The organism is Streptomyces sp. JJ66, assembly GCF_019303495.1.
GTDB lineage: Bacteria > Actinomycetota > Actinomycetes > Streptomycetales > Streptomycetaceae > Streptomyces.
Window position 1 is genome coordinate 113,125 of the sequence record NZ_JAEVFI010000015.1, and the last position, 20,979, is coordinate 134,103.

Genomic DNA, 20,979 nt, shown 5'->3' on the forward strand with positions numbered 1-20,979 from the left:
GCCCACCCCGCGCCGTGCTAGAGTGGTGCACACAACGGCGCGGGGTGGAGCAGCTCGGTAGCTCGCTGGGCTCATAACCCAGAGGTCGCAGGTTCAAATCCTGTCCCCGCTACTGAAGACGAAGGGCCCGGAGTATTCAACTCCGGGTCCTTCGTGCTGTCTGCGCCAACTCCCCCTCGAACGAACGAGTTTGAGCACCCGCCAGGTCGGGAAGTCGATAAAACGCCGAAGAGACCTCACGGGCTGCGGTATACCAGGTGTACCCGGGTGGCAGGTGGTGCGACGATGGACCTTATGGGGGAGATGACAACCATTGACGACGCCACGTACCGGGATGCCCGAGATCGCCGTGTCCCGGGGAAAGGGCCGGAGGACGAACACAGCCAGGCCCAGGGGTGGGGGCAGGACACCGCGGCGCTCAGCCGCCTGGGCGCCTCGCTGCTGCGCCGGGGGGACCTGGAGGGCGCCGAGCCGTACCTGCGCACCGCCGCTGCCGCCGGTGACCGGGCGGCGGCCAACAACCTGGGTGTCCTGCTGTACCAGCTCCAGCGGCCCGAAGAGGCTGCCCAGTGGTGGCGCACCGCGGCCGTGGCCGGCTCCGCCTCGGCGGCGCACGCGCTCGGCCGCCACCACCGCGAGCGCGGTGACGAGACGGCGGCGGTTTACTGGCTGCGGCAGTCCGCCGAGGCCGGGCACACCCTTGGCGCCCACGCGCTGGCCGACCTGCTCGATCACCGCGGCGAGGCCGGGGCCGAGCAGTGGTTCCGCGCCGCGGCCGACGGCGGGCACCGGGAAGCCGCCTACCGGCTCGGCCTGCTGACGCTGCGGCGGACCGGGGACGGCACGCCCCAGGCGGCCGAGCGCTGGTTCCGGCAGGCCGCTGCCCGGGGCCACCAGAAAGCCGCGCTGCGGCTGGGTGCCCTGCTGGAGGAGCGCGGCGAGCTGCGCGAGGCCGGACGCTGGTACCTGATCGCCGCCAACGCGGGGGACGCGCGGGCCGCCTGCGCCCTGGGCTTCCTGCTGCGCGACGCCGGGAACACGGAGGCCGCCGAGCAGTGGTGGCTGCGCGCCGCCCGCGTTGGCGACGGCAACGCCGCCAACGCGCTCGGCGCGCTGCACGCCGACCGGGGTGAGCGGCAGACCGCCGAGCGCTGGTACCGGGCCGCCCTGGACGCGGGCGACATCAACGGCGCCTTCAACCTGGGCCTGCTGTGCGCCGCGCGGGACCGTACCGCGCAGGCGGAGCAGTGGTACCGCAAGGCCGCCTACGCCGGTCACACCGAGGCCGCCAACGCGCTCGCCGTTCTCCTGCTCCAGCGCGGGGACGCACAGGGGGCCGAGCCCTGGTTCTCCAAGGCCGCCGAAGGGGGCAGCGTGGACGCCGCGTTCAACCTCGGCATCCTCCACGCGGGCCGGGGCGCGCAGGCCGAGGCGCTGACCTGGTACCGCCGGGCCGCTGAGGCCGGTCACCCCGAGGCCGCGCTCCAGGTCGGCAGCGCACTGCTGCGCGAGGGCTCCGAGGAGGCCGCCGAGCGCGTCCTGCGCCGCGCGGCCGAGGGCGGCAGCGTGGAGGGGGCCTTCCGGCTGGCCTCCTGCCTGGGGCGCCACAGCGCGACCGCGCCTAAGGAGCCGGGGTCGGACGGCGAGGTATCGGAGGCCGAGCACTGGTACCTGGTCGCGGCCCGCGCCGGACACCGGCGGGCCCAGGTGCGGGCGGGCATGTGCGCGGCCGCGCGCGGTGAGGTCGTCGAGGCCGCCCGCTGGTACCGGACGGCGGCCGAGGCGGGCAGCGGCAACGGCGCTTTCAACCTTGGCCTCCTGCTGGCCCGGGAGGGCGCCGAACCCGAGGCGGCACTGTGGTGGACGCAGGCGGCCGAGGCCGGACACGGCCGCGCCGCCCTGCACCTGGCCCTGCTCGCCTCCCGCCGCAACGAGCTGGCCGAGGCCCAGCACTGGTGTGCCCGCGCGGTGGACCTCGGTCCCGAGGCTGTGACCGAGCGCGCGTCCCGCCTGAGCGAGGCCCTGCACGCCGAGCTCACGGCGTGAGGCCCGCCCCGCGTCGCGTAAGGATTTGCGCTGGTCGGCGCGGTGCGTCTACAGTGGTGCACACAACGGCGCGGGGTGGAGCAGCTCGGTAGCTCGCTGGGCTCATAACCCAGAGGTCGCAGGTTCAAATCCTGTCCCCGCTACTGAAACCCGAAGGTCCCCGGAGTCCAAGACTCCGGGGACCTTCGGCGTCCGCGCACACCTATCGTCCGGTCCGGGAGTGCGGGCTGGGGGAACCCGGCCCGCACTCCCGGAGCTTTTTACCGGCCGTCACCCTGCTGGCAGGCCGCGCACAGCCCCCGGTAGATCACCGACGCCTCCGCCACGGAGAACCCGTACCGCTCGCTCTCCGGCAGCGAGGCCAGTGGATCAGCCGTGGGCCGGACGTCCCGGATCGTGCCGCACCGCGAACACACCAGGTGCTGGTGGCTGTGGTGCGCGTTGGGGTCGTAGCGCTTGGCCCGCCCGTCCGTGCTCACCTCGATGACCTCGCCGAGGGCGACGAGTTCGCTGAGCGTGTTGTAGACGGTCGCCCTGGCGATTTCCGGCAGCCGCGCGGCCGCGCGCGCGTGCACTTCGTCGGCGGTGTAGTGCACGTGGTCACCGTCGAGGACCTCGGCGACGACGCGGCGCTGCGCGGTCAGCCGCCAGCCGCGGTCACGCAGTCGTTCCAGCAGGTCGCTCATTCGTTCCACCCATCGTTACCGGTAGCGCCAGCCTAACAAGCGACGCTTCCCGGCCAGATCGTGTACGGGGTTCGTTCTCATCTTGACTTGGACTAAGTCTAATGTAGGGTCGGCTGTGGCGACAGCCCATGGACAGGACACCCAGCAGGAGGCGAACGTGACTGCTCAGCCCGAGACGACCGGTCCGCTGACCACGGAAGCCGGTGCTCCGGTAGCGGACAACCAGAACAGCGAGACGGCGGGAGTCGGCGGTCCGGTCCTCGTTCAGGACCAGCTCCTGCTGGAGAAGCTCGCCCACTTCAACCGGGAGCGCATTCCGGAGCGCATCGTGCACGCGCGCGGCGCCGGGGCGTACGGCACGTTCACCGTCACTGCCGACGTGACCCCCTACACCCGCGCCGCGTTCCTCTCCGAGATCGGCAAGGAGACCGAGGTCTTCCTGCGCTTCTCCACGGTGGCCGGCAACCTCGGTTCGGCCGACGCCGTGCGGGACCCGCGCGGGTTCGCGCTGAAGTTCTACACCGAGGAGGGCAACTACGACCTCGTCGGCAACAACACCCCGGTGTTCTTCATCAAGGACGCCATCAAGTTCCCCGACTTCATCCACACCCAAAAGCGCGACCCGTACACCGGCTCGCAGGAGGCCGACAACGTCTGGGACTTCTGGGGCCTGTCGCCAGAGGCCACCCACCAGGTGACCTGGCTGTTCGGTGACCGTGGCATCCCGGCGTCCTACCGCCACATGGACGGTTTCGGCTCGCACACCTTCCAGTGGAACAACGAGGACGGCGAGGTCTTCTGGGTCAAGTACCACTTCAAGACCGACCAGGGCGTCAAATGCCTGACCCAGGACGAGGCCGACAGCCTGGCGGGCCAGGACCCCGACAGCCACCAGCGTGACTTGCGCGAGTCCATCGAGCGCGGCGACTTCCCGACGTGGACGGTGTACGTCCAGATCATGCCGGCGGCCGAGGCGGCGAACTACCGCTTCAACCCGTTCGACCTCACCAAGGTGTGGCCGCACGCGGACTACCCGCGTATCGAGATCGGCAAGCTGGAACTCAACCGCAACCCGGAGAACATCTTCGCCGAGGTCGAGCAATCGATCTTCTCCCCGCACCACTTCGTGCCGGGGATCGGCCCCTCCCCGGACAAGATGCTCCAGGGCCGCCTCTTCGGCTACGGCGACGCACACCGCTACCGCGTCGGCATCAACGCCGACCACCTGCCGGTGAACCAGCCGAAGGCGGGCCAGGCACGCACCCACGGCCGCGACGGCGTGATGTACGACGGCCGCCACGGGCGGGCGAAGAACTACGAGCCGAACAGTTTCGGCGGTCCGGCCGAGACCGGCCGCCCGCTGTGGCAGCCGCTGCCGGTTTCCGGCCCCACCGGTGACCACGAGACGCCCCGGCACGCCGAGGACGACGACTTCGTCCAGGCGGGCAACCTCTACCGCCTGATGTCGGAGGAGGAGAAGGAGCGCCTGATCGCCAACCTGTCCGGGTTCATCGCCAAGGTCTCGCGGGACGACATCGCCCAGCGCGCGATCGAGAACTTCCGCAAGGCGGACGCGGACTACGGCAAGCGCCTGGAGGCCGCCGTCCAGGCTCTGCGCGGCTGACGGCCGCCCCGCTCTTCCCGGGGAGGGCGGGCCACCTGGAAAAGCTGCGGTGGGCGGTTCATCCGCCGCGGTCAAGGCCCTGCGCGGCCGATGACCGCCCGCCGCGACGGACCCCGCAGGGGCCGGACGCCGACAGGGCTCCGGCCCCTGCGGCGCGTTCGGCGCCGGGCACCCGGCGCGGGGGCGCGCCGGGCCACGCCCCCGCTACCGAACTCTTGCTCAGTGCTCCACCCTTCAGGGTGGAGGTGCAGGGCATCCTTGCGTCGGCGGCCCGGAGGGGCGCAGCGCCACTGCTAACTTGTCCGACAACAAAGTTGTCGGACCTACCGCCGGACGGGCGGGAGGTAAAGCCTGTGGAGACCTGGTAAGGCCGCTTCTCACCGAGCGGCACGGGTCCGTGAAGCAGGAACCCGCGGTGGCACCGCGTAGCGGTGCGGACCGGAATCGTCGCCCCTTCAGGGCGACGAGGACGTCAAACGGTGACGGCTCCGGTGCCGCGCGGCGCGGGCGGGACGCCGGTGAGCGTCCAGCAGCGCACGATGTCGCGGACGGAGACGATGCCGACCGGTTCCCGGTCGTCGAGCACGATCAGGTGACGGAAGCCGCCGTGCGTCATCGCCGCGGCGGCCTCCAGCAGCGTCCAGTCGGGAGCGGCGAAGACCACGTCGGTGGTGGTGTGGGCGTGCGCGGTCTCCCGGTCCGGGTCCTGGCCGCTGCCGAGGGAGTTCAGCACGTCGCGCTCGGTGAGGATGCCGAGGCCGCTGGTGTCGGCGTCGAGGACGACGGCCGCGCCGACGCGGCGGGCCGCCATGAGGCAGGCCGCCTGCCGCAGGGTGTGGGTGGGGCCGATGGTGAGGACCACGGTGGACATGGCGTCGCGTACGAGTTCCGGGCGTCGGGGCTCGGGCATGTCAGGTGCCACCTCCTTAGGTGAACCAGTGAAAGGCTTCACAAGCTCACAAGCGGGTGAGTCTCCATCGTCACACGCGTCCGCTGCGGAGGGTAGACCGCGTGCGGAGCCCTCCCGTCCCCTTCCCGGCGCGGGCCCGGGCTTCGCCTACGCGCGGGCCGGGGCCGAGGGGGCCGGATCGCCGACGTAGCCCAGCAGGGCCTCGTGCAGCAGGCCGTTGGACGCCGCCGCGTTGCCGCTGTGCGGGCCGGGGCGGCCGTCAAGACCGGTGAACGTGCCGCCCGCCTCCTGGACCACGAGGGCACAGGCGGCCATGTCCCACAGGGACAGCTCCGGCTCGGCGCAGAGGTCCACCGCGCCCTCGGCCACCATCATGTACGGCCAGAAGTCGCCGTAGGCCCGGGTGCGCCAGACGTTGCGGGTGAGGTCGAGGAAGCCGCCGAGCTTGCCTTGCTCCTCCCAGCCGGTGAGGGAGGAGTAGGCGAAGGAGGCGTCCTGGAGGCGGGAGACGCGCGAGACGTGCAGCCGGGTCGCCGAGGACAGGCTGCGGCCGGTGTAGGCGCCGCTGCCGAGCCCGGCCCACCAGCGCCGGTTCAGCGCGGGCGCGGAGACCACGCCGACGACCGGGCGGTCGCCGTCTGGGCCGCGTTCCATCAGCGCGATGAGGGTCGCCCAGACCGGCACGCCGCGGACGTAGTTCTTGGTGCCGTCAATCGGGTCGATGATCCAGCGCCGTGGGCCGTGGCCCTCGGTGCCGTACTCCTCGCCGAGTACGGCGTCACGCGGCCGGGCCCGCCGCAGCGAGGTCCGGATCACGTCCTCGGCGTTCTTGTCGGCCTCGCTCACCGGAGTCATGTCGGGCTTGGTCTCGACCTTCAGGTCGAGCGCCTTGAACCGCTCCATGGTCGCGGCGTCGGCGGCGTCGGCCAGTACGTGGGCGAGACGCAGATCATCGTGGTAGTCCGGCATGATCAGACAGTATCCACCGGGTCCGGCACTGGCCACATGAGCGGGCCGCCGCTGGTATGCGCGAGTGTATTTTTTCATACGAACGGACTTGACAGACTTCTCCATCCCCTCGATCCTGTGCCGCACACCTGTCGGGCCGTCAGGCGCACGGCGCGGGGGAGGAGCGCATGCCCACCGCACGCGAGGCCCTGCTGAGCGCCGCCCGTCAGGCGCTGACGGGCCAGCCCTGGGCGACCGTGCGCATGGTGGAGGTAGCCGCGGCGGCCAAAGTGTCCCGGCAGACCCTCTACAACGAGTTCGGCTCCAAGGAGGGCCTGGGCGCCGCGCTGGTGGTGCGGCAGGTCGAGGACTTCGTCGCCGGAGCGGCCGCCTCCGCCACCGCCGCGCGCGACGGCGGAGGCGGCCCGGGGGTGTGCTGCGCGGCGGCCGCGCGGTGGGTGCTGTGCCGGGCGCGGGAGGAACCGCTGGTACGGGCCGCGCTGACCGGCACCTGGAACACCCGGCTGCCGACGCCACCGCCCGGACGTCCGCCCCGCTACGTTCTCGACCGGCTGTGCGCCCAGGTGGGGGCCGCCGTGCCCGGCGGGGAGAGCGTCCAGGTACGGCGCGCCTGCGAGGTGGGGTTGCGGCTGGCCCTGTCCTACGCCCTCGCGCCGCCCGGGGAGGACGATATCCCGGCCCGCCTCGTACACGTCGTGGAAGCGCTGCTGGCCGCGCGGCCCGGCACCGGCTGAACGCTCAGTCGCCCTCGCGGCGTTCGCGGGTGGCCAGCAGGCGGCGCAGGGAGTCCAGGCGGGCGGGGTCGGCGTGGCCGCTGGTGACCCAGGTGTCCAGCGCGCAGTCCGGCTCGTCGTGGCCGCACGCGCGCGGACACTCCACGGTGCCCGGCTCCAGGTCGGGGAAGGCATGGATGACGCGGCCCGGATCGACGTGGTGCAGACCGAAGGAGCGCACGCCCGGGGTGTCGATGACCCAGCCGTCGCCGTCCGGCAGCGGCACCGCCAGCGCGGAGGTGGTGGTGTGCCGCCCGCGTCCGGTGACGGTGTTGACGTGGCCGGTGGCCCGGCTGCGCTCCGGCACCAGCGCGTTGACCAGCGTCGTCTTGCCCACCCCGGAGTGGCCGACGAACGCCGTGGTGTGCCCGGCCAGCAGGTCGCGCACGGCGGCCACCGGCTCGTCGTGCCGGGCGGCGACCGCGCGCACCCCCAGCGGCGCGTACCGCTGAAGCAGCGGCTCGGCCGGGGAGAGGTCGGCCTTGGTGAGGACGAGCAGCGGCTCCAGCCCGCCGTCGTAGGCGGCCACCAGGCAGCGGTCGATCAACCGTGGCCGGGGCTCGGGGTCAGCGAGCGCGGTGACGATGGCGAGCTGGTCCGCGTTGGCGACGACGACGCGCTCGTAGGGGTCGTCGTCGTCCGCGGTGCGGCGCAGCACCGAGGTGCGCTCCTCGACGCGGACGACGCGCGCGAGCGTGTCCTTCTCCCCGGAGAGGTCACCGACCACGGCGACCCGGTCGCCCACCACCACGCCCTTGCGGCCCAGCTCGCGGGCCTTCATAGCCAGCACGGTACGGCCCTCGACCAGCGTGGTGATCCGGCCTCGGTCCACGGTGAGGACGAAGCCTTCGGCCGCGTCGTCGTGCTTGGGGCGGTTGCGGGTGCGCGGGCGGCTGCCCCGGCGTCCGGGTCGGATGCGGATGTCGTCCTCGTCGGTGTGCTTGCCGTAGCGGCGCATGAGGACGCTCTCAGGACTCCGTGCCGAGCATGGCCTGCCACAGTTCGGGGAAGTCTGGCAGCGTCTTGGCCGTCGTCGCGACGTTCTCCACCTCCACGCCGGGCACGGCCAGGCCCAGCACGGCACCGGCGGTGGCCAGCCGGTGGTCGTCGTAGGTGTGGAAGACGCCGCGCTGGAGCGGGCGCGGGCGGATGCGCAGACCGTCGGCGGTCTCGGTGACGTCGCCGCCGAGGCCGTTGATCTCCTTGGTGAGCGCCGCCAGCCGGTCCGTCTCGTGCAGCCGCAGGTGGGCCACGCCGCGCAGCACCGACTCGGAGTCGGCGAGCGCCGCGACGGCGGCGATGCCGGGCGTCAGCTCGCCGACGTCGCCGAGATCGACGTCGATGCCGCGCACGCGGCCGGTGCCGGTGAGCGTCAGGCCACGCTCGTCCAGCTCGCAGCTGCCGCCCATGGCGGTGAAGATCTCCCGCAGCGCGTCACCCGGCTGGGTGGTCTGCCGTGGCCAGTCCGGGATGGTGACGCGGCCGCCGGTGATCAGGGCGGCGGCCAGGAAGGGCTGGGCGTTGGACAGGTCCGGCTCCACCACCAGATCCCGTCCCAGCAGGGCGCCGGGCGTCACCCGCCACACGTTCGGCTCGCCGCCGGCCTCCGGGGTGTCCACCTGCGCCCCGGCCGCGCGCAGCATGTCCACCGTCATCCGGATGTGCGGCATCGAGGGCAGCGTGGCACCGGTGTGGCGCACCTCCACGCCCTGGTTGAAGCGCGGCCCGGACAGCAGCAGGGCGCTGACGAACTGGCTGGAGGAGGAGGCGTCCACCTCCACCGGGCCGCCGGTCAGGGAGCCGCCGCCGTGCACGGTCAGCGGCAGCGCGCCGCGCCCGTCGTCGTCGATGCGGGCGCCCAGGCCGCGCAGCGCGTCGATGACGCCGTGCAGCGGGCGCTCGTGGGAGCGGGGGTCGCCGTCGAAGCGGACCGGTCCGTCGGCCAGCGCCGCGACCGGCGGCAGGAAGCGCATCACCGTGCCCGCGTTACCGACGTCCACCGCCGCCGGGCCGTGCAGCCCGGCCGGGATGACGCGCCACGCCTCACCGGTGCCGTCGGGGCCGACGCCCTCCTCGATGCCCACGCCCAGCGCCCGCAGCGCGTCGGCCATGAGCACGGTGTCGCGGGACCGCAGCGGCCGGCGCAGCCAGCCGGGCTCAAAGGCCAGCGCGGCGAGGACGAGCGCGCGGTTGGTGACCGACTTGGAACCGGGCACGGTGACGGTCGCGTCGATGGGTCCGGACGCGGTGGGAGCCGGCCAGTGGGCAGCGGTGGCGGTCATGGCTCTCACTGTAGTGCGTGGCCGCCCGCCACCGGATCGCGGCGGAAGGCGCCGCGAACGCCCGGTGCCGCCGCCCGCGCCGTGTGCGCGTCACAGCCCGAGCAGGCGGCTGCCGCCGCCGATCAGCGAGCACAGCGTGACGGCGTGGAAGAGCAGCAGCCAGCCCAGCGGCGGCACGTTGGTGAGCCGGTACAGCTGGTCCGCGTCGCTGTCCGGGGCCTCGCCCGTGCGCCGCTTGCGCTGGAGCTCGAAGACCGGCCGCACCCCGCCCAGCAGCAGGAACCACACCACCGCGTAGGCGAACAGCGCCTGCACCTCGGCGGGCGTCAGCCAGGAGACGAGGAGGAACGCCGCTCCGGTCACCACCACGCTGAGTACGCCGTAGGCGTTGCGCACCATCACCAGCAGCGCGAGCAGCAGTGCCGTCGCACCCCACAGCAGCGCCGTGATGTGCCCGGCCGCCAGCAGCCAGGCCCCGCCCAGACCCAGCAGCGAGGGCGCCGGATAGCCGGCGGCGGCGGTGAGGACCATGCCCACCCCGGTGGGTTTGCCGCGCGAGACGGTCAGCCCGGAGGTGTCGGAATGCAGCCTGATGCCGTCGAGTTGACGCCCGGTTACCAGGGCGGTCAGGCCGTGCCCGCCCTCGTGGGCGATCGTTATCGCGTTGCGGGCCAGCCGCCAGGGCGCGCGCAGCGCCACCACGGCGCACGCCAGCACGCCGGTCGCGATGATCAGCCACAGCCCGGGCCCCGGCTGGGTCCCGGTGACCCGGTCCCACACGTCGGTGATGTCGTCAGTGCCCATGCGTTCCTGCCGTTTGGGTGAGCGTACAACCATGGCATGCCGATGTGAGTCTGGGGTGAGAGAGGTGCGGGGCGCGAAGGGGTGCCCGTGCCGGTATGCACTTTTTGGGGCGGGTACGATGATCCGTCGACCATCAGTGTGCGCTTGGCCGGGAGCTGTCCGTGAGGGCCCGCAGCAGCCACTCAGGAAAGGTGTGACGTGAATATCGCGTTCTTGTTGTACAACGCGTACGGGATCGGGGGGACGATCCGGTCAACGGCCAACCTCAGCGCGGCCCTGGCGGCGGCGGGTCACTCGGTCCAGATCACGTCGGTGTACCGCTCCCGGGACGAACCACGCCTCAGCTTCGGCCGCGGAGTGAGGATCCACTCGCTCATCGACTGGCGCAAGAACTCTCCGGGATACGACGGCGCTCACCCCCACCAGGCCGAGGACAGCGTCCTGTGGGAGGACCACGGGGTGAGCAAGAGCGAGATCGCGCCGACCCGGCTGACGGACGAGCGGGTGGCCGCGTACCTGCGGGAGACCGACGCGGACGTGGTGATCGGCACCCGGCCCATCCTCAACGGCTACCTCGACCGCTACGGGGAGAACCGTTACCTGCGCCTGGGCCAGGAGCACGTCAGTCTCGCCACGCACAACGCCGAGCTGGCCGCCGACCAGAACGCGGCGCTCGCCAGCCTGGACGCCTTCGTCACCGTCTCCGAGGCGGACGCGCGGCACTACCGCGCGACCCTGCCCGAGGTGACCACGCGCATCCTGTGCATCCCCAACGCCGTGCCAGCGCCGGAGGTCAGGGCCTCCGACCAGTCCTCGAAGACCATCGTCGCCGCCGGCCGCCTCATCCCCATCAAGCGCTACGACCGCCTCATCCGGGCCTTCGCCAAGGTGGCGGCCGAGCGCCCCGACTGGAACCTGCGCCTGTACGGCCGGGGCCGCAAGAGCGAGGAGCTGCGGCAGCTGATCGAGGAGCTGGGCCTGTACAACCGGGCCCGGCTCATGGGGGCCGTCACGCCGATCGAGACCGAGTGGGCCAAGGGCGCCATCGCCGCCGTCTCCTCCGACAAGGAGTCCTTCGGCATGACGATCGTTGAGGCCATGCACTGCGGCGTGCCGGTGGTGGCCACCGACTGCCCCTACGGTCCCGGCGAGATCATCACGCACGGCGAGGACGGGCTGCTGGTGCCGCTGGAGGGCGGCGAGGACGCCTTCGCCGACGCTCTGATCCGGCTCATCGACGACGAGGAGCGCCGCCGGGAGATGGGGCGCGCGGCCCTGCGGACCGTCCGGCAGTACGAGCCCGCCACGATCGCCGAGCGCTACCTCAGCCTGATCGCGGAACTCGCCGCCGCCCGCGGAATGAGCCTGACGAGCGTTCCGCGCGAGCAGCCGGGGCAGCGCGAGCAGCCGAAGACGCTGGGGGAGCGGCTGCGGGCGGCGCTGCGCCGCAGACTGCGTCCGGGCCGCCGAGGGTCCGCCCCCACGGCCGGGGCAGCGAAGCCCCGGCCGCGCTGGGTGCCCCGCGCGCACGCGGAGGCCACCGGCGACGGCGGCCTTGCGGTGCGCATCGACGCCACGGGCATGCCGAACCGGGCGCACGAACTGGTGCTGCGGCTGCGTAACGACGAGGAGCGCCGCGCCGTCCGGGTGCCCCTGCCGGACAAGGCGCAGGCGGTCGGCGGGCGCGTCGAGACCGTCGTGGAACGCGCCGCGCACACCCTCGCCGAAGGCCGCTGGGACGCGTACGTGGTGCCCAGCGGCGGCCAGGGCCGGGGCCGCCGGGTCGCCGCCGACCTGGTGGAGACCGCCGCGCTGGTGACGCTGCCGCCGCAGCCGGGCGCCGGGGGCACCACGTCCTGGGTGCCCTACACGACCGCCGAGGGCAACCTCAGCCTGCGCACCTGGCTGCGGCCGCGGCATGCCGAGGTGGACCAGGTGGTGGTGGGGGAGGCCGCGGCGACCGTCACCGCGATCCTGTACGGCGTCGAGGTGGGGCCCGAGGCCGTTGTCGTCGCCGTCTCCCGCGAGAACGCGGCCCACGACGTGGAGGTGCCGGCCCAGACCCTGCCGGACGGCCGGCTGACCGCGACGGTGCCCTACGCCGAGCTGATGGCGCGGCGCACCGTGGAGCACGACCTGTGGGACCTGTGCCTGGTGGCGGCCCCCGGAGCCGGACGGGTCCCGCTGGCCCGGATCGGCGGAGACGTGGCCGACCGCCGCAAGTCCGACAAGTTCCCGCCGCTGGTGCTGGCCCACCCCGAGCGCGGCGCCACCCGCGTCGTGCCCTACCTCACGTTCCGGAGCGAACTGGCCCTCAGCGCCCGCGACCTGGCCGCGCGGGAGGACGAGGACTGAACCGCCGTACCCCCACCGCACCGGAACCCTGCCGCGCCGTACCGGCTGTCAGCGCGGCGTGGCAGGGTGGCACTCATGTGCGGTAGGTACGCGTCCAGCCGGAGCCCCGAGGACCTGGTGGGGCTGTTCGATGTGCACACGTGGGAGCCCAGGGAGACGCTGGCACCCGACTACAACGTGGCACCGACCAAAGACGTCTTCGCGGTGCTGGACCGGCCGCTGAAGGGGGAAGAGCGCACCGAGCCGGTGCGGCAACTGCGCGTGCTGCGCTGGGGTCTGGTGCCGTCGTGGGCGAAGTCGCCGGAGCTGGGCGTGAAGATGATCAACGCCCGGGCGGAGACGGCGCACGAGAAGGCCGCTTTCCGCCGCGCCTTCACCTCCCGGCGCTGCCTGCTCCCCGCCGACGGCTACTTCGAGTGGGTGACGGGCAAGGGCGAGCTGGACCTGGAGCAGCGGGGGCGCCGCAAGCGCGCCCGCAAGCAGCCCTACTTCGTCACGCCCGCCGACGGCTCGGTGATGGCGCTGGCCGGGCTGTACGAGTTCTGGCGCGATGGCACCCGTCCCGAGGGGGACCCGCGCGCCTGGTGGGTGACGTGCACGGTGCTCACCACCGAGGCCGAGACGGCCGCGCTGCCGGACGCGGGCGCGCACGGCGCGGACGGGCCGCGTTCGCTGGCCGACATCCACCCGCGCATGCCCATCGCGCTGCCCCCCGAGCGCTGGGACGCCTGGCTCGACCCGGCGCGCACGGACGAGGGCGAACTGCGCGACCTGCTCAGCGGCCTGCCCACCGGGCGGCACCGCGCGTACCCGGTCAGCACCGAGGTGAGCAACGTGCGCAACAACTCCCCGCAGCTGCTGCGGGAACTGGCGGAGCCGGAGGAGAAGACGCTGTTCTGACGCCGGGCCCGCCCGCGTTCTCTGGCAGCCTGACGTCCATGAGCAGCCCCACACCGCAGACCGTCCCCACCCCAGCCGGCGACGCCCGCGTCACCTGGCATTCCGCGCCCGGCGCCCGCGCCGTCCTCGCCCTCGGCCACGGCGCCGGCGGCGGCATCGAGGCCCGCGACCTGATGGCGCTGGCCGCCGCGCTGCCCGCGCACGGCGTCACCGTCGCCCTCGTCGAGCAGCCCTGGCGGGTGGCCGGACGCAAGGTGGCGCCCGCGCCGAAGACGCTGGACGCCGCCTGGCGGGCGCTGTGGCCCGCGCTCACCGCGCCCGGGGTGCCGGTGGTCGCCGGGGGGCGCAGCGCGGGGGCCCGGGTGGCCTGCCGCACCGCCGCCGAGCTGGGCGCCGCGGGCGTGCTCGCGCTGGCGTTCCCGCTGCACCCGCCGGGGCGGCCCGCCTCGTCGCGGGCGGCGGAGCTGGCGGGGGCCGGGGTGCCGGTCCGTGTCGTCCAGGGCGGCCGGGACCCCTTCGGGCGGCCCGGCGAGTTCCCGTCCGGCACTGACCTGGTGCCCGTACCGGACGCCGACCACGGCTTCGCCGTGCCCCAGCGCGCCGACACCACCCAGGAGGCGGCGCTGGCGGCGGTCGTGGCCGCCGTCACGCACTGGGTGCCACGCCTGGGGCTGGCGCGGGAATGAATGCGCGGGTGCGGCTGTTGTGCATCGGTGCCGGGGGCTGAACGCATGACGCACCGGCCGCACGAGCATACGGATGACGACACGACGCACACGCGTGACGAAAGGGAGCCGCCCCATGGGTTCTGTCGCCTGCCCGCAGCGTCCCCGGGCCATTGACGTGGACTGGGCCACGCTCGCGCTGGCCGGTGCCCGGACGATGGACGCGGCGGATGAGGTGCGATCCGGTCCGGGTCGTCTATCCTCCGGTTCGAGTGGGCCCGGCCCCGGGCCCACCGCCGCAACGCAGGAGGTGGGTCCGGTCACCGGCACCGAGGACAGTCAGCAGCGCGCATCGCGGGAGACCGACGCCGAGCGCACCGCACGCTTTGAGCGCGACGCCCTCGGCTACCTGGACCAGATGTACTCGGCCGCCCTGCGCATGACGCGCAACCCGGCCGACGCCGAAGACCTGGTGCAGGAGACGTACGCCAAGGCGTATGGCTCGTTCCACCAGTTCCGCGAGGGCACCAACCTCAAGGCGTGGCTCTACCGCATCCTGACCAACACGTTCATCAACTCCTACCGCAAGAAGCAGCGCGAACCGCAGCGCAGCGCGGCGGAGGAGATCGAGGACTGGCAGCTGGCCCGCGCCGAGTCGCACATGTCAACCGGCCTGCGCTCCGCGGAGTCGCAGGCGCTGGACCACCTGCCGGACACCGACGTGAAGGAGGCCCTGCAGGCGATCCCCGAGGAGTTCCGCATCGCGGTCTACCTCGCGGACGTCGAGGGGTTTGCCTACAAGGAGATCGCCGACATCATGGGGACGCCGATCGGCACCGTGATGTCACGGCTGCACCGAGGCCGCCGCCAGCTGCGCGGCATGCTGGAGGACTACGCCCGCGAGCGCGGGCTCGTCCCGGCAGGCGCGGCGGCCAATGCGGCCAGTTCCGGGGGGTTCGACGAGGCGCACGACCGGAAGGGCTCGGACTGATGAGCTGCGGAGAGCCGCACGAGACAGACTGCTCCGAGGTCCTGGACCACCTGTACGAATACCTGGACCAGGAGATGCCCGAAACAGACCGCGAAAAGCTCGCGGAGCACTTCGACGAGTGCTCGCCCTGCCTGGAGAAGTACGGGCTGGAGCAGGCGGTGAAGAAGCTGGTCAAGCGGTGCTGCGGGCACGACGACGTCCCCACGGACCTGCGTTCGAAGGTGATGGGGCGCATCGACCTCATCCGCGCGGGGGAGCAGGTGCCCGACCAGGCGGTGCTGGACACCTCCGGCTACTCCCACGGCGACCCGTCCGCACAGCCCGGGCAGGCCCCGGCCACCGCCGCCGCCCCCCCGCCGCCGTCCGCCGAGGAGCCCGGCGGCTCCGGCCCGGCGGCCTCCGTTCGCCGTACCGTCCGCTGAGCGGGCTCCCGCCACCGCCGCCCCGTTCAGCCCGGTCCCCATGCCACCGCCCCGCCCCCTGCCCGTCCGCCCCCGGGTCCCGTCGTGTCGCGCCCTGCGGGCGCCTGTCGCAAGCTGACCCTGTAAGGGGCTGGTACAGCCGCACGGAACGGTCCGGCACCCGGGTCTTGAGCACACCCGGGAGCGGGCATGGTTGGATGCGAGGGCAGAGCACGGTAAGCGGACCCCCAGGGCACCCCCACGCGCCGCAGACGGCGCGCTCGACCGGGTACACGCCACCATCGACAGGCGGGAATCAGGCGGGAGCATCGTGAGGATCTTCGGCAAGGCACGGCACCGGCCGTCCACCGACTGGCGGCTGGCCACCGATCGGGCCTTCACCCTGATCGGCGACGGACGGTACGAGGACGCCGGAGAGCTGCTGACGCGGGCCGCGGACCTGGAGCCATGGCGCTCGGAGTCCTGGTTCAACCTGGCGCTGCTGCACAAGTTCCGCCACGACTGGGAGCAGGCGCGCACTACCGGGCTGCGGGCCGTCGCCCTGCTGGAGCGCGCCGCCGGGGCTCCCGACTGGTGGAACGTCGGCATCGCCGCCACCGCCCTGCAGGACTGGCCGCTGGCCCGCCGCGCCTGGCAGGCGTACGGGCTGAAGGTGCCCACCGACGCCGCGGGCGGCACCGGCACGGGTGAGCCGCTGGGGATGCGGCTGGGCAGCGCCGCCGTCCGGCTGTCCCCGGAGGGCGAGTCCGAGGTGGTCTGGGGCCGTCGGCTGGACCCGGCCCGCATAGCCGTGCAGTCCATCCCGCTGCCGTCCTCCGGGCGCCGCTGGGGCGAGGTGGTCCTGCACGACGGCGTCCCGCACGGCGAGCGCACGGTCTCCGGCGGGTCGCGGCCCGCCGCCTTCCCCGTCTTCGACGAGATAGAACTCTGGGCGCCCTCGCCGGTGCCGACCTGGGTGGTGCTGCTGGAGGCCGCCACCGAGAGCGACCGCGAGGCGCTGGAACACCTGGCGGCCGAGGCGGGCTTCGCCGCCGAGGACTGGTCCTCCTCGGTGCGGCTGCTGTGCCGCTCCTGCTCGGAGTCCCGGATGCCCAGCGACGAGGGCGACGGCACCGCGCCCCGGCACGACCCGCACGATCACAGTGAACCCGGCCAGCCCGGGCCGCTGGGCCACATGACCGCGGGCGGCGGCCCGGACCAGGTGTGGACGCCCGAGCGGGAGTGCGGACTGGCCGCGCCCGCCTCGCTGGTCCGCGGCCTGCTGGACGGCTGGGTCGCCGACAGCCCCGACACCCGCGAGTGGCGGGATCTGGAAGAGGTCTGCTGACCCGCGCCCGTCTCCCGGCGCCTGGCCACCGGCCCCGGGCCGTCGCCGCCGCCCGGAGCCTTACCCTGTAGGGCGACCCCCAGCAGCAGTCGAGGAAGGCGTACGGCGGCATGGCCCAGCAGCAACAGACCGGTGAGGCGCGCACCGACGCGGCCGACGCGGAGTTCATCCTCGACACCGAGGACTGCGAGGCACGCGAGAGCGCGCACCGGGAGCGCGGCACCGCCCGCCCCATCACCGTGGTGGGCAACCCGGTGCTGCACCGCGAGTGCCGGGACGTCACCGAGTTCGGCCCCGAGCTGGCGGCCCTGGTGGACGACATGTTCGCCTCGCAGCGTGCCGCCGAGGGCGTCGGGCTCGCCGCCAACCAGATCGGCATCGACCTGAAGGTGTTCGTCTACGACTGTCCGGACGACGACGGTGTGCGGCACGTCGGCGTGGTGTGCAACCCGGTGCTGGAGGAACTGCCCGCCGAGCGCCGCGTGCTGGACGACAGCAACGAGGGCTGCCTGTCCGTCCCCGGCGCCTACTGCGAACTCGCCCGGCCCGACTACGCCGTCGTCACCGGCCAGGACACCGACGGCAAGCCGATCAGGGTGCGCGGCACCGGCTACTTCGCCCGCTGCCTCCAGCACGAGACGGACCACCTGTACGGGCGGCTGTACATCGACCGCCTGTCCAAGCGGGAGCGCAAGGACGTCCTGCGGCAGATGGCCGAGTCCACCCCGCGCTATGAGACGGTGCCAGGCCCCCAGTCTTGAGTTCCGTGCCCTAGCAGCAGCGGAAGCCCTCGCGGGGGTCCGCCTCGCGGGCGTCGGTGCGACGGCGTTCGAACGCGCGGCGGCTGAGCACCGGCGCCGCCTGGTCGTGGCGGCGGGCGTGTGCCACGTACCGGTCGTAGGCGGCCTCGCCCGTCGCCTCGCGCCACAGCCAGCGCACGCGGGCGGCGGCCGTGCGGAGTCGGCGGCCCCGCGTCACGACCGCACACCGGCTGACGGCTCGGGGCTCTCGCCGTCGCGCCCGGCGGTGAGAGCGGCCAGTTCCGCCTTCTCCTCCTTCGTCGGGATGAGCCCGGCCGGTGCGACCAGCTTCGAGCGCTCGTAGGGTGCCTCGTGCAGCGTGACCGTCTGCGGCGCGTGTACGGCCTTCCAGCACATCCGGCCCGCGTCCGCGATGACGATGATGATGAGCGCGGCGAACAGGGCGGCGAGCACACCGTCCACGGTGGAGTTGGTGACGACGGTGTGCATCTCGCCCATGGTGCTCGCCGGTGCCAGGACCTCGCCGCGTTCGATCGCCTCCTGGTAGACGCGGCGCTGGGTGAAGAAGCCCAGGGCCGGGTCGGAGGAGAAGATCTTCTGCCAGCTCGCCGTGAGCGTCACGGCGACGTCCCAGGCCAGCGGTACCGCTGTCACCCAGGCCCACTTCAGGCGTCCGGACTTCACCAGCAGCGTGGTGCACACCGCCAGCGCGACGGCCGCCAGCAGCTGGTTGGCGATGCCGAACAGCGGGAACAGCTGGTTGATGCCGCCGAGTGGGTCGTGCACCCCGACCCACAGGAAGTAGCTCCAGCCGCCCACCACCAGCGCGCTGGCCAGCCACACGCCGGGCTTCCAGCTGACGTCCTTCATCGGCTTGAAGACGTTGCCGAGGGTGTCCTGGAGCATGAAGCGGCCGACGCGGGTTCCGGCGTCCAGGGTGGTGAGGATGAACAGTGCCTCGAACATGATCGCGAAGTGATACCAGAACGCCTTCATGGCGGCGCCGCCGATCACCGCCGAGAAGATCTCGGACATGCCCAGGGCGAAGGTCGGCGCGCCACCGGTGCGGGAGAGCAGGCTCTCCTCCTCCACGGAGGCGGCCGCGGCGGCCAGCGTCTCCGGGGAGATGGAGAACCCGAGGTCGGCCACCGCCCGGGACGCCGACTCCACCGTCTCGCCGAGGACGCCGGCCGGGGAGTTGACCGCGAAGAACAGGCCCGGGTCGATGATGCAGGCGGTGATCATCGCCATCACGGCGACGAACGACTCCGTCAGCATCGCGCCGTAGCCGACCATGCGGACCTGTGTCTCCTTCTGGATCATCTTCGGCGTGGTGCCGGAGGAGACCAGGGCGTGGAAGCCGGAGAGCGCCCCGCAGGCGATGGTGATGAAGACGAACGGGAAGAGCGAACCGGCGAAGACGGGGCCGTCGCCGCGCGCGGCGAACTCGGTGACGGCGGGCATCTTCAGCGTCGGCAGCGCGATGACCACGCCGAGGGCGAGCAGCGCGATCGTGCCGACCTTCATGAACGTGGACAGGTAGTCGCGCGGCGCCAGCAGCATCCACACCGGCAGCACCGAGGCGACGAAGCCGTAGGCCGCCATCCACACCACCAGCGTGCCCGGCGCCAGGGTGAAGGCGTCGGCGTAGGCAGACTCCGCCACCCAGCCCCCCGCCACGATCGCGAGCAGCAGCAGCGCGACGCCGATGACGGACACCTCGGTCACCCGGCCAGGCCGCAGCACCCGCAGGTAGAAGCCCATGAACAGGGCGATCGGGATCGTCATCGCGATCGAGAACACGCCCCACGGGGAGTGCGCGAGGGCGTTGACGATCACCAGTGCCAGCACCGCGAGCAGGATGATCATGATGGCGAAGACGGCGACGAGCGCGGCGGCGCCGCCGAACGGCCCGATCTCATCGCGCGCCATCTGCCCCAGCGAGCGGCCGTTGCGCCGGGTGGAGAAGAACAGCGTGACCATGTCCTGCACAGCCCCGGCGAAGATGACGCCGACGATGATCCAGATCGTCCCGGGCAGATAGCCCATCTGCGCGGCGAGCACCGGGCCGACGAGGGGCCCCGCCCCGGCGACCGCGGCGAAGTGGTGCCCGAACAGCACGCGCCGGTCGGTGGGGTGGAAGTCGACGCCGTTGTCGAGCCGTTCGGCGGGGGTGGCGCGGGTCTTGTCCACCCGCAGGACGCGGTAGGCGATGAAGCGCGCGTAGAAGCGGTGGCCGATCGCGTAGCTGCCGAGTGCGGCGGCCACCATCCAGGCGGCGGAGACTTCCTCGCCCCGGGAGAGCGCGAGCACGGCCCAGCTGACGGCACCGACGAGGGCCACGGCCGTCCACACCGCGATCGTCTTCGGCGACGGGCCGCCGCGTCCCGTCCGGCCCCCGGTTCCGGCTGCTGCTGCGGGTTCGGTCATGCCCGACTCACTCCGTTCCTGCAGGTGGTTGCTCTGCCGCGCGGAGGAAATCTAGGTCAGCGGTGCGGTGGGCGTCACTTGGTGTCAAGAACGCGGGAGGCCGAACGGTCGAGTTCTGCGGTGAACGGCCGTGGGCGGGCGCCCGGGGTCAGTCCGCCGGGCGGCGGAGGCGGGCTACGAACTTGTAGCGGTCGCCACGGTAGACGGAACGGACCCACTCGACGGGCTCGCCGTCGCGGTCGTAGGAGTGGCGGGAGAGCATCAGCATCGGCAGGCCGACGTCGGTACCGAGCAGGCCCGCCTCACGGGGCGAGGCGAGCGCGGTCTCGATCGTCTCCTCGGCCTCCGCCAGCTGGACGTCGTAGACCTCCGACAGCGCCGTGTAGAGCGAGGCGTACTTCATCAGGCTGCGCCGCAGCGCCGGGAAGCGCTTCTGGGACAGGTGCGTGGTCTCGATGGCCATCGGCTCGCCGCTGGCCAGCCGCAGCCGCTCGATGCGCAGCACGCGCCCGCCCGCTGGCACGTCCAGCAGACCGGCCAGCCGGTCGTCGGCGGTAACGTAGCCGATGTCGAGCAGCTGGGACGTCGGCTCCAGCCCCTGCGCGCGCATGTCCTCGGTGTAGGAGGTCAGCTGCAGCGCCTGCGAGACCTTCGGCTTGGCGACGAAGGTGCCCTTGCCCTGGATGCGTTCGAGCCGTCCCTCGACGACCAGCTCCTGCAGCGCCTGCCGCACGGTGGTGCGCGAGGTGTCGAACTCGGTGGCCAGCGTGCGCTCCGGCGGCACGGGGGTACCGGGGGGCATGGTTTCGGTCATCTCCAGCAGGTGGCGCTTGAGACGGTAATACTTGGGTACACGCGCCGTCCGCGACGCGGCCCCGCCCGAGCCGTTGTCGCTGACACCCTCGGGTGTGCTCACGTGTCGTCCTGCTGCCGTCACCGGCTTCCTCCGACTCCCTTAGCGTGACCTGTCCGGCCGACCGGCTGGGCACTTTCGGCCCCACATCCTGGCACGGGGCGCGCGGGCGGCTGCCGTC

The 20,979-nt window shown here is 72.8% G+C and carries 19 protein-coding genes and 2 tRNA genes; 12 read left to right on the forward strand and 9 right to left on the reverse strand.

The features are described from left to right. The first annotated feature begins 38 nt into the window (after positions 1 to 38). The 3 genes from JJV70_RS12980 to JJV70_RS12990 all read left to right on the forward strand — a co-directional run bounded on the left by JJV70_RS12980 (position 39) and on the right by JJV70_RS12990 (position 2,189). A tRNA-Met gene (locus JJV70_RS12980) sits at positions 39 to 112 on the forward strand. 182 nt (positions 113 to 294) lie between these two features. Continuing rightward, the gene (locus tag JJV70_RS12985) at positions 295 to 2,046 is read left to right on the forward strand and encodes a tetratricopeptide repeat protein (protein ID WP_219048026.1); all 1,752 of its coding nucleotides are present in this window, start codon (positions 295 to 297) and stop codon (positions 2,044 to 2,046) included. A 69-nt stretch (positions 2,047 to 2,115) separates the two neighbouring features. Beyond that, positions 2,116 to 2,189 (forward strand) — tRNA-Met (locus JJV70_RS12990). Between the two features lie 117 nt (positions 2,190 to 2,306). Here JJV70_RS12990 and JJV70_RS12995 read toward each other — a convergent pair. Continuing rightward, positions 2,307 to 2,732, reverse strand: a complete 426-nt coding sequence (locus JJV70_RS12995; RefSeq protein ID WP_219048027.1) for a Fur family transcriptional regulator — start codon at positions 2,730 to 2,732, stop codon at positions 2,307 to 2,309. 157 nt (positions 2,733 to 2,889) lie between these two features. On the opposite strand from JJV70_RS12995, the gene JJV70_RS13000 reads away from it, so the two are divergent. After that, complete coding sequence (locus tag JJV70_RS13000) at positions 2,890 to 4,356, forward strand: catalase (protein ID WP_219048028.1); 1,467 nt, start codon at positions 2,890 to 2,892, stop codon at positions 4,354 to 4,356. 472 nt (positions 4,357 to 4,828) lie between these two features. On the opposite strand, the gene JJV70_RS13005 is transcribed toward JJV70_RS13000, so the two are convergent. Then, on the reverse strand, positions 4,829 to 5,266 hold the full coding sequence (locus JJV70_RS13005) for a cyclic nucleotide-binding/CBS domain-containing protein (RefSeq protein WP_219048029.1): 438 nt from the start codon (positions 5,264 to 5,266) through the stop codon (positions 4,829 to 4,831). A gap of 147 nt (positions 5,267 to 5,413) precedes the next feature. After that, entirely contained in the window at positions 5,414 to 6,235 is an 822-nt protein-coding gene (hisN, locus tag JJV70_RS13010; RefSeq protein ID WP_219048030.1) for a histidinol-phosphatase, read from the reverse strand. Between the two features lie 167 nt (positions 6,236 to 6,402). On the opposite strand from hisN, the gene JJV70_RS13015 reads away from it, so the two are divergent. Beyond that, positions 6,403 to 6,969: a TetR/AcrR family transcriptional regulator gene (locus JJV70_RS13015; protein ID WP_219048031.1), complete on the forward strand. Its 567-nt coding sequence runs from the start codon at positions 6,403 to 6,405 to the stop codon at positions 6,967 to 6,969. Between the two features lie 4 nt (positions 6,970 to 6,973). Here the strand turns inward: JJV70_RS13015 and rsgA are convergent, their stop codons facing one another. The 3 genes from rsgA to JJV70_RS13030 all read right to left on the reverse strand — a co-directional run bounded on the left by rsgA (position 6,974) and on the right by JJV70_RS13030 (position 10,094). Next, positions 6,974 to 7,966, reverse strand: a complete 993-nt coding sequence (rsgA, locus tag JJV70_RS13020) for a ribosome small subunit-dependent GTPase A (protein ID WP_219048032.1) — start codon at positions 7,964 to 7,966, stop codon at positions 6,974 to 6,976. A gap of 10 nt (positions 7,967 to 7,976) precedes the next feature. Then, a complete protein-coding gene (aroA, locus tag JJV70_RS13025) occupies positions 7,977 to 9,290 on the reverse strand; it encodes a 3-phosphoshikimate 1-carboxyvinyltransferase (RefSeq protein WP_219048033.1) in 1,314 nt (437 codons plus the stop codon). Between the two features lie 90 nt (positions 9,291 to 9,380). After that, positions 9,381 to 10,094: a M50 family metallopeptidase gene (locus JJV70_RS13030; RefSeq protein WP_219048034.1), complete on the reverse strand. Its 714-nt coding sequence runs from the start codon at positions 10,092 to 10,094 to the stop codon at positions 9,381 to 9,383. Between the two features lie 198 nt (positions 10,095 to 10,292). On the opposite strand from JJV70_RS13030, the gene JJV70_RS13035 reads away from it, so the two are divergent. From JJV70_RS13035 to def, 7 genes are all read left to right on the forward strand, one after another. After that, complete coding sequence (locus JJV70_RS13035; RefSeq protein WP_219048035.1) at positions 10,293 to 12,449, forward strand: glycosyltransferase; 2,157 nt, start codon at positions 10,293 to 10,295, stop codon at positions 12,447 to 12,449. A 75-nt stretch (positions 12,450 to 12,524) separates the two neighbouring features. Next, positions 12,525 to 13,349 carry an SOS response-associated peptidase gene (locus tag JJV70_RS13040; RefSeq protein WP_219048036.1) on the forward strand — a complete coding sequence of 275 codons (825 nt, stop codon included), beginning with the start codon at positions 12,525 to 12,527 and terminating at the stop codon, positions 13,347 to 13,349. Positions 13,350 to 13,387: 38 nt separating this feature from the next. Further along, positions 13,388 to 14,035 (forward strand): alpha/beta family hydrolase, encoded by a 648-nt coding sequence (locus JJV70_RS13045; RefSeq protein WP_219048037.1) that lies wholly within the window; start codon positions 13,388 to 13,390, stop codon positions 14,033 to 14,035. A gap of 289 nt (positions 14,036 to 14,324) precedes the next feature. Further along, positions 14,325 to 15,005: a sigma-70 family RNA polymerase sigma factor gene (locus tag JJV70_RS13050; RefSeq protein ID WP_374227295.1), complete on the forward strand. Its 681-nt coding sequence runs from the start codon at positions 14,325 to 14,327 to the stop codon at positions 15,003 to 15,005. Then, on the forward strand, positions 15,005 to 15,427 hold the full coding sequence (gene rsrA, locus JJV70_RS13055; protein ID WP_219048039.1) for a mycothiol system anti-sigma-R factor: 423 nt from the start codon (positions 15,005 to 15,007) through the stop codon (positions 15,425 to 15,427). Before JJV70_RS13050 ends, rsrA begins: the two co-directional genes overlap by 1 nt. Positions 15,428 to 15,737: 310 nt before the next feature. Continuing rightward, on the forward strand, positions 15,738 to 16,754 hold the full coding sequence (locus tag JJV70_RS13060; protein WP_219048040.1) for a tetratricopeptide repeat protein: 1,017 nt from the start codon (positions 15,738 to 15,740) through the stop codon (positions 16,752 to 16,754). A gap of 110 nt (positions 16,755 to 16,864) precedes the next feature. Next, a complete protein-coding gene (gene def / locus JJV70_RS13065; RefSeq protein ID WP_219048041.1) occupies positions 16,865 to 17,515 on the forward strand; it encodes a peptide deformylase in 651 nt (216 codons plus the stop codon). Between the two features lie 10 nt (positions 17,516 to 17,525). On the opposite strand, the gene JJV70_RS13070 is transcribed toward def, so the two are convergent. From JJV70_RS13070 to JJV70_RS13080, 3 genes are all read right to left on the reverse strand, one after another. Further along, the gene (locus JJV70_RS13070) at positions 17,526 to 17,732 is read right to left on the reverse strand and encodes a YbdD/YjiX family protein (RefSeq protein ID WP_219048042.1); all 207 of its coding nucleotides are present in this window, start codon (positions 17,730 to 17,732) and stop codon (positions 17,526 to 17,528) included. Next, positions 17,729 to 19,945 (reverse strand): carbon starvation CstA family protein, encoded by a 2,217-nt coding sequence (locus tag JJV70_RS13075; protein ID WP_219048043.1) that lies wholly within the window; start codon positions 19,943 to 19,945, stop codon positions 17,729 to 17,731. Before JJV70_RS13075 ends, JJV70_RS13070 begins: the two co-directional genes overlap by 4 nt. Before the next feature lie 148 nt (positions 19,946 to 20,093). Then, positions 20,094 to 20,861, reverse strand: a complete 768-nt coding sequence (locus tag JJV70_RS13080) for a GntR family transcriptional regulator (RefSeq protein ID WP_219048044.1) — start codon at positions 20,859 to 20,861, stop codon at positions 20,094 to 20,096. Between the last annotated feature and the right edge of the window lie 118 nt (positions 20,862 to 20,979).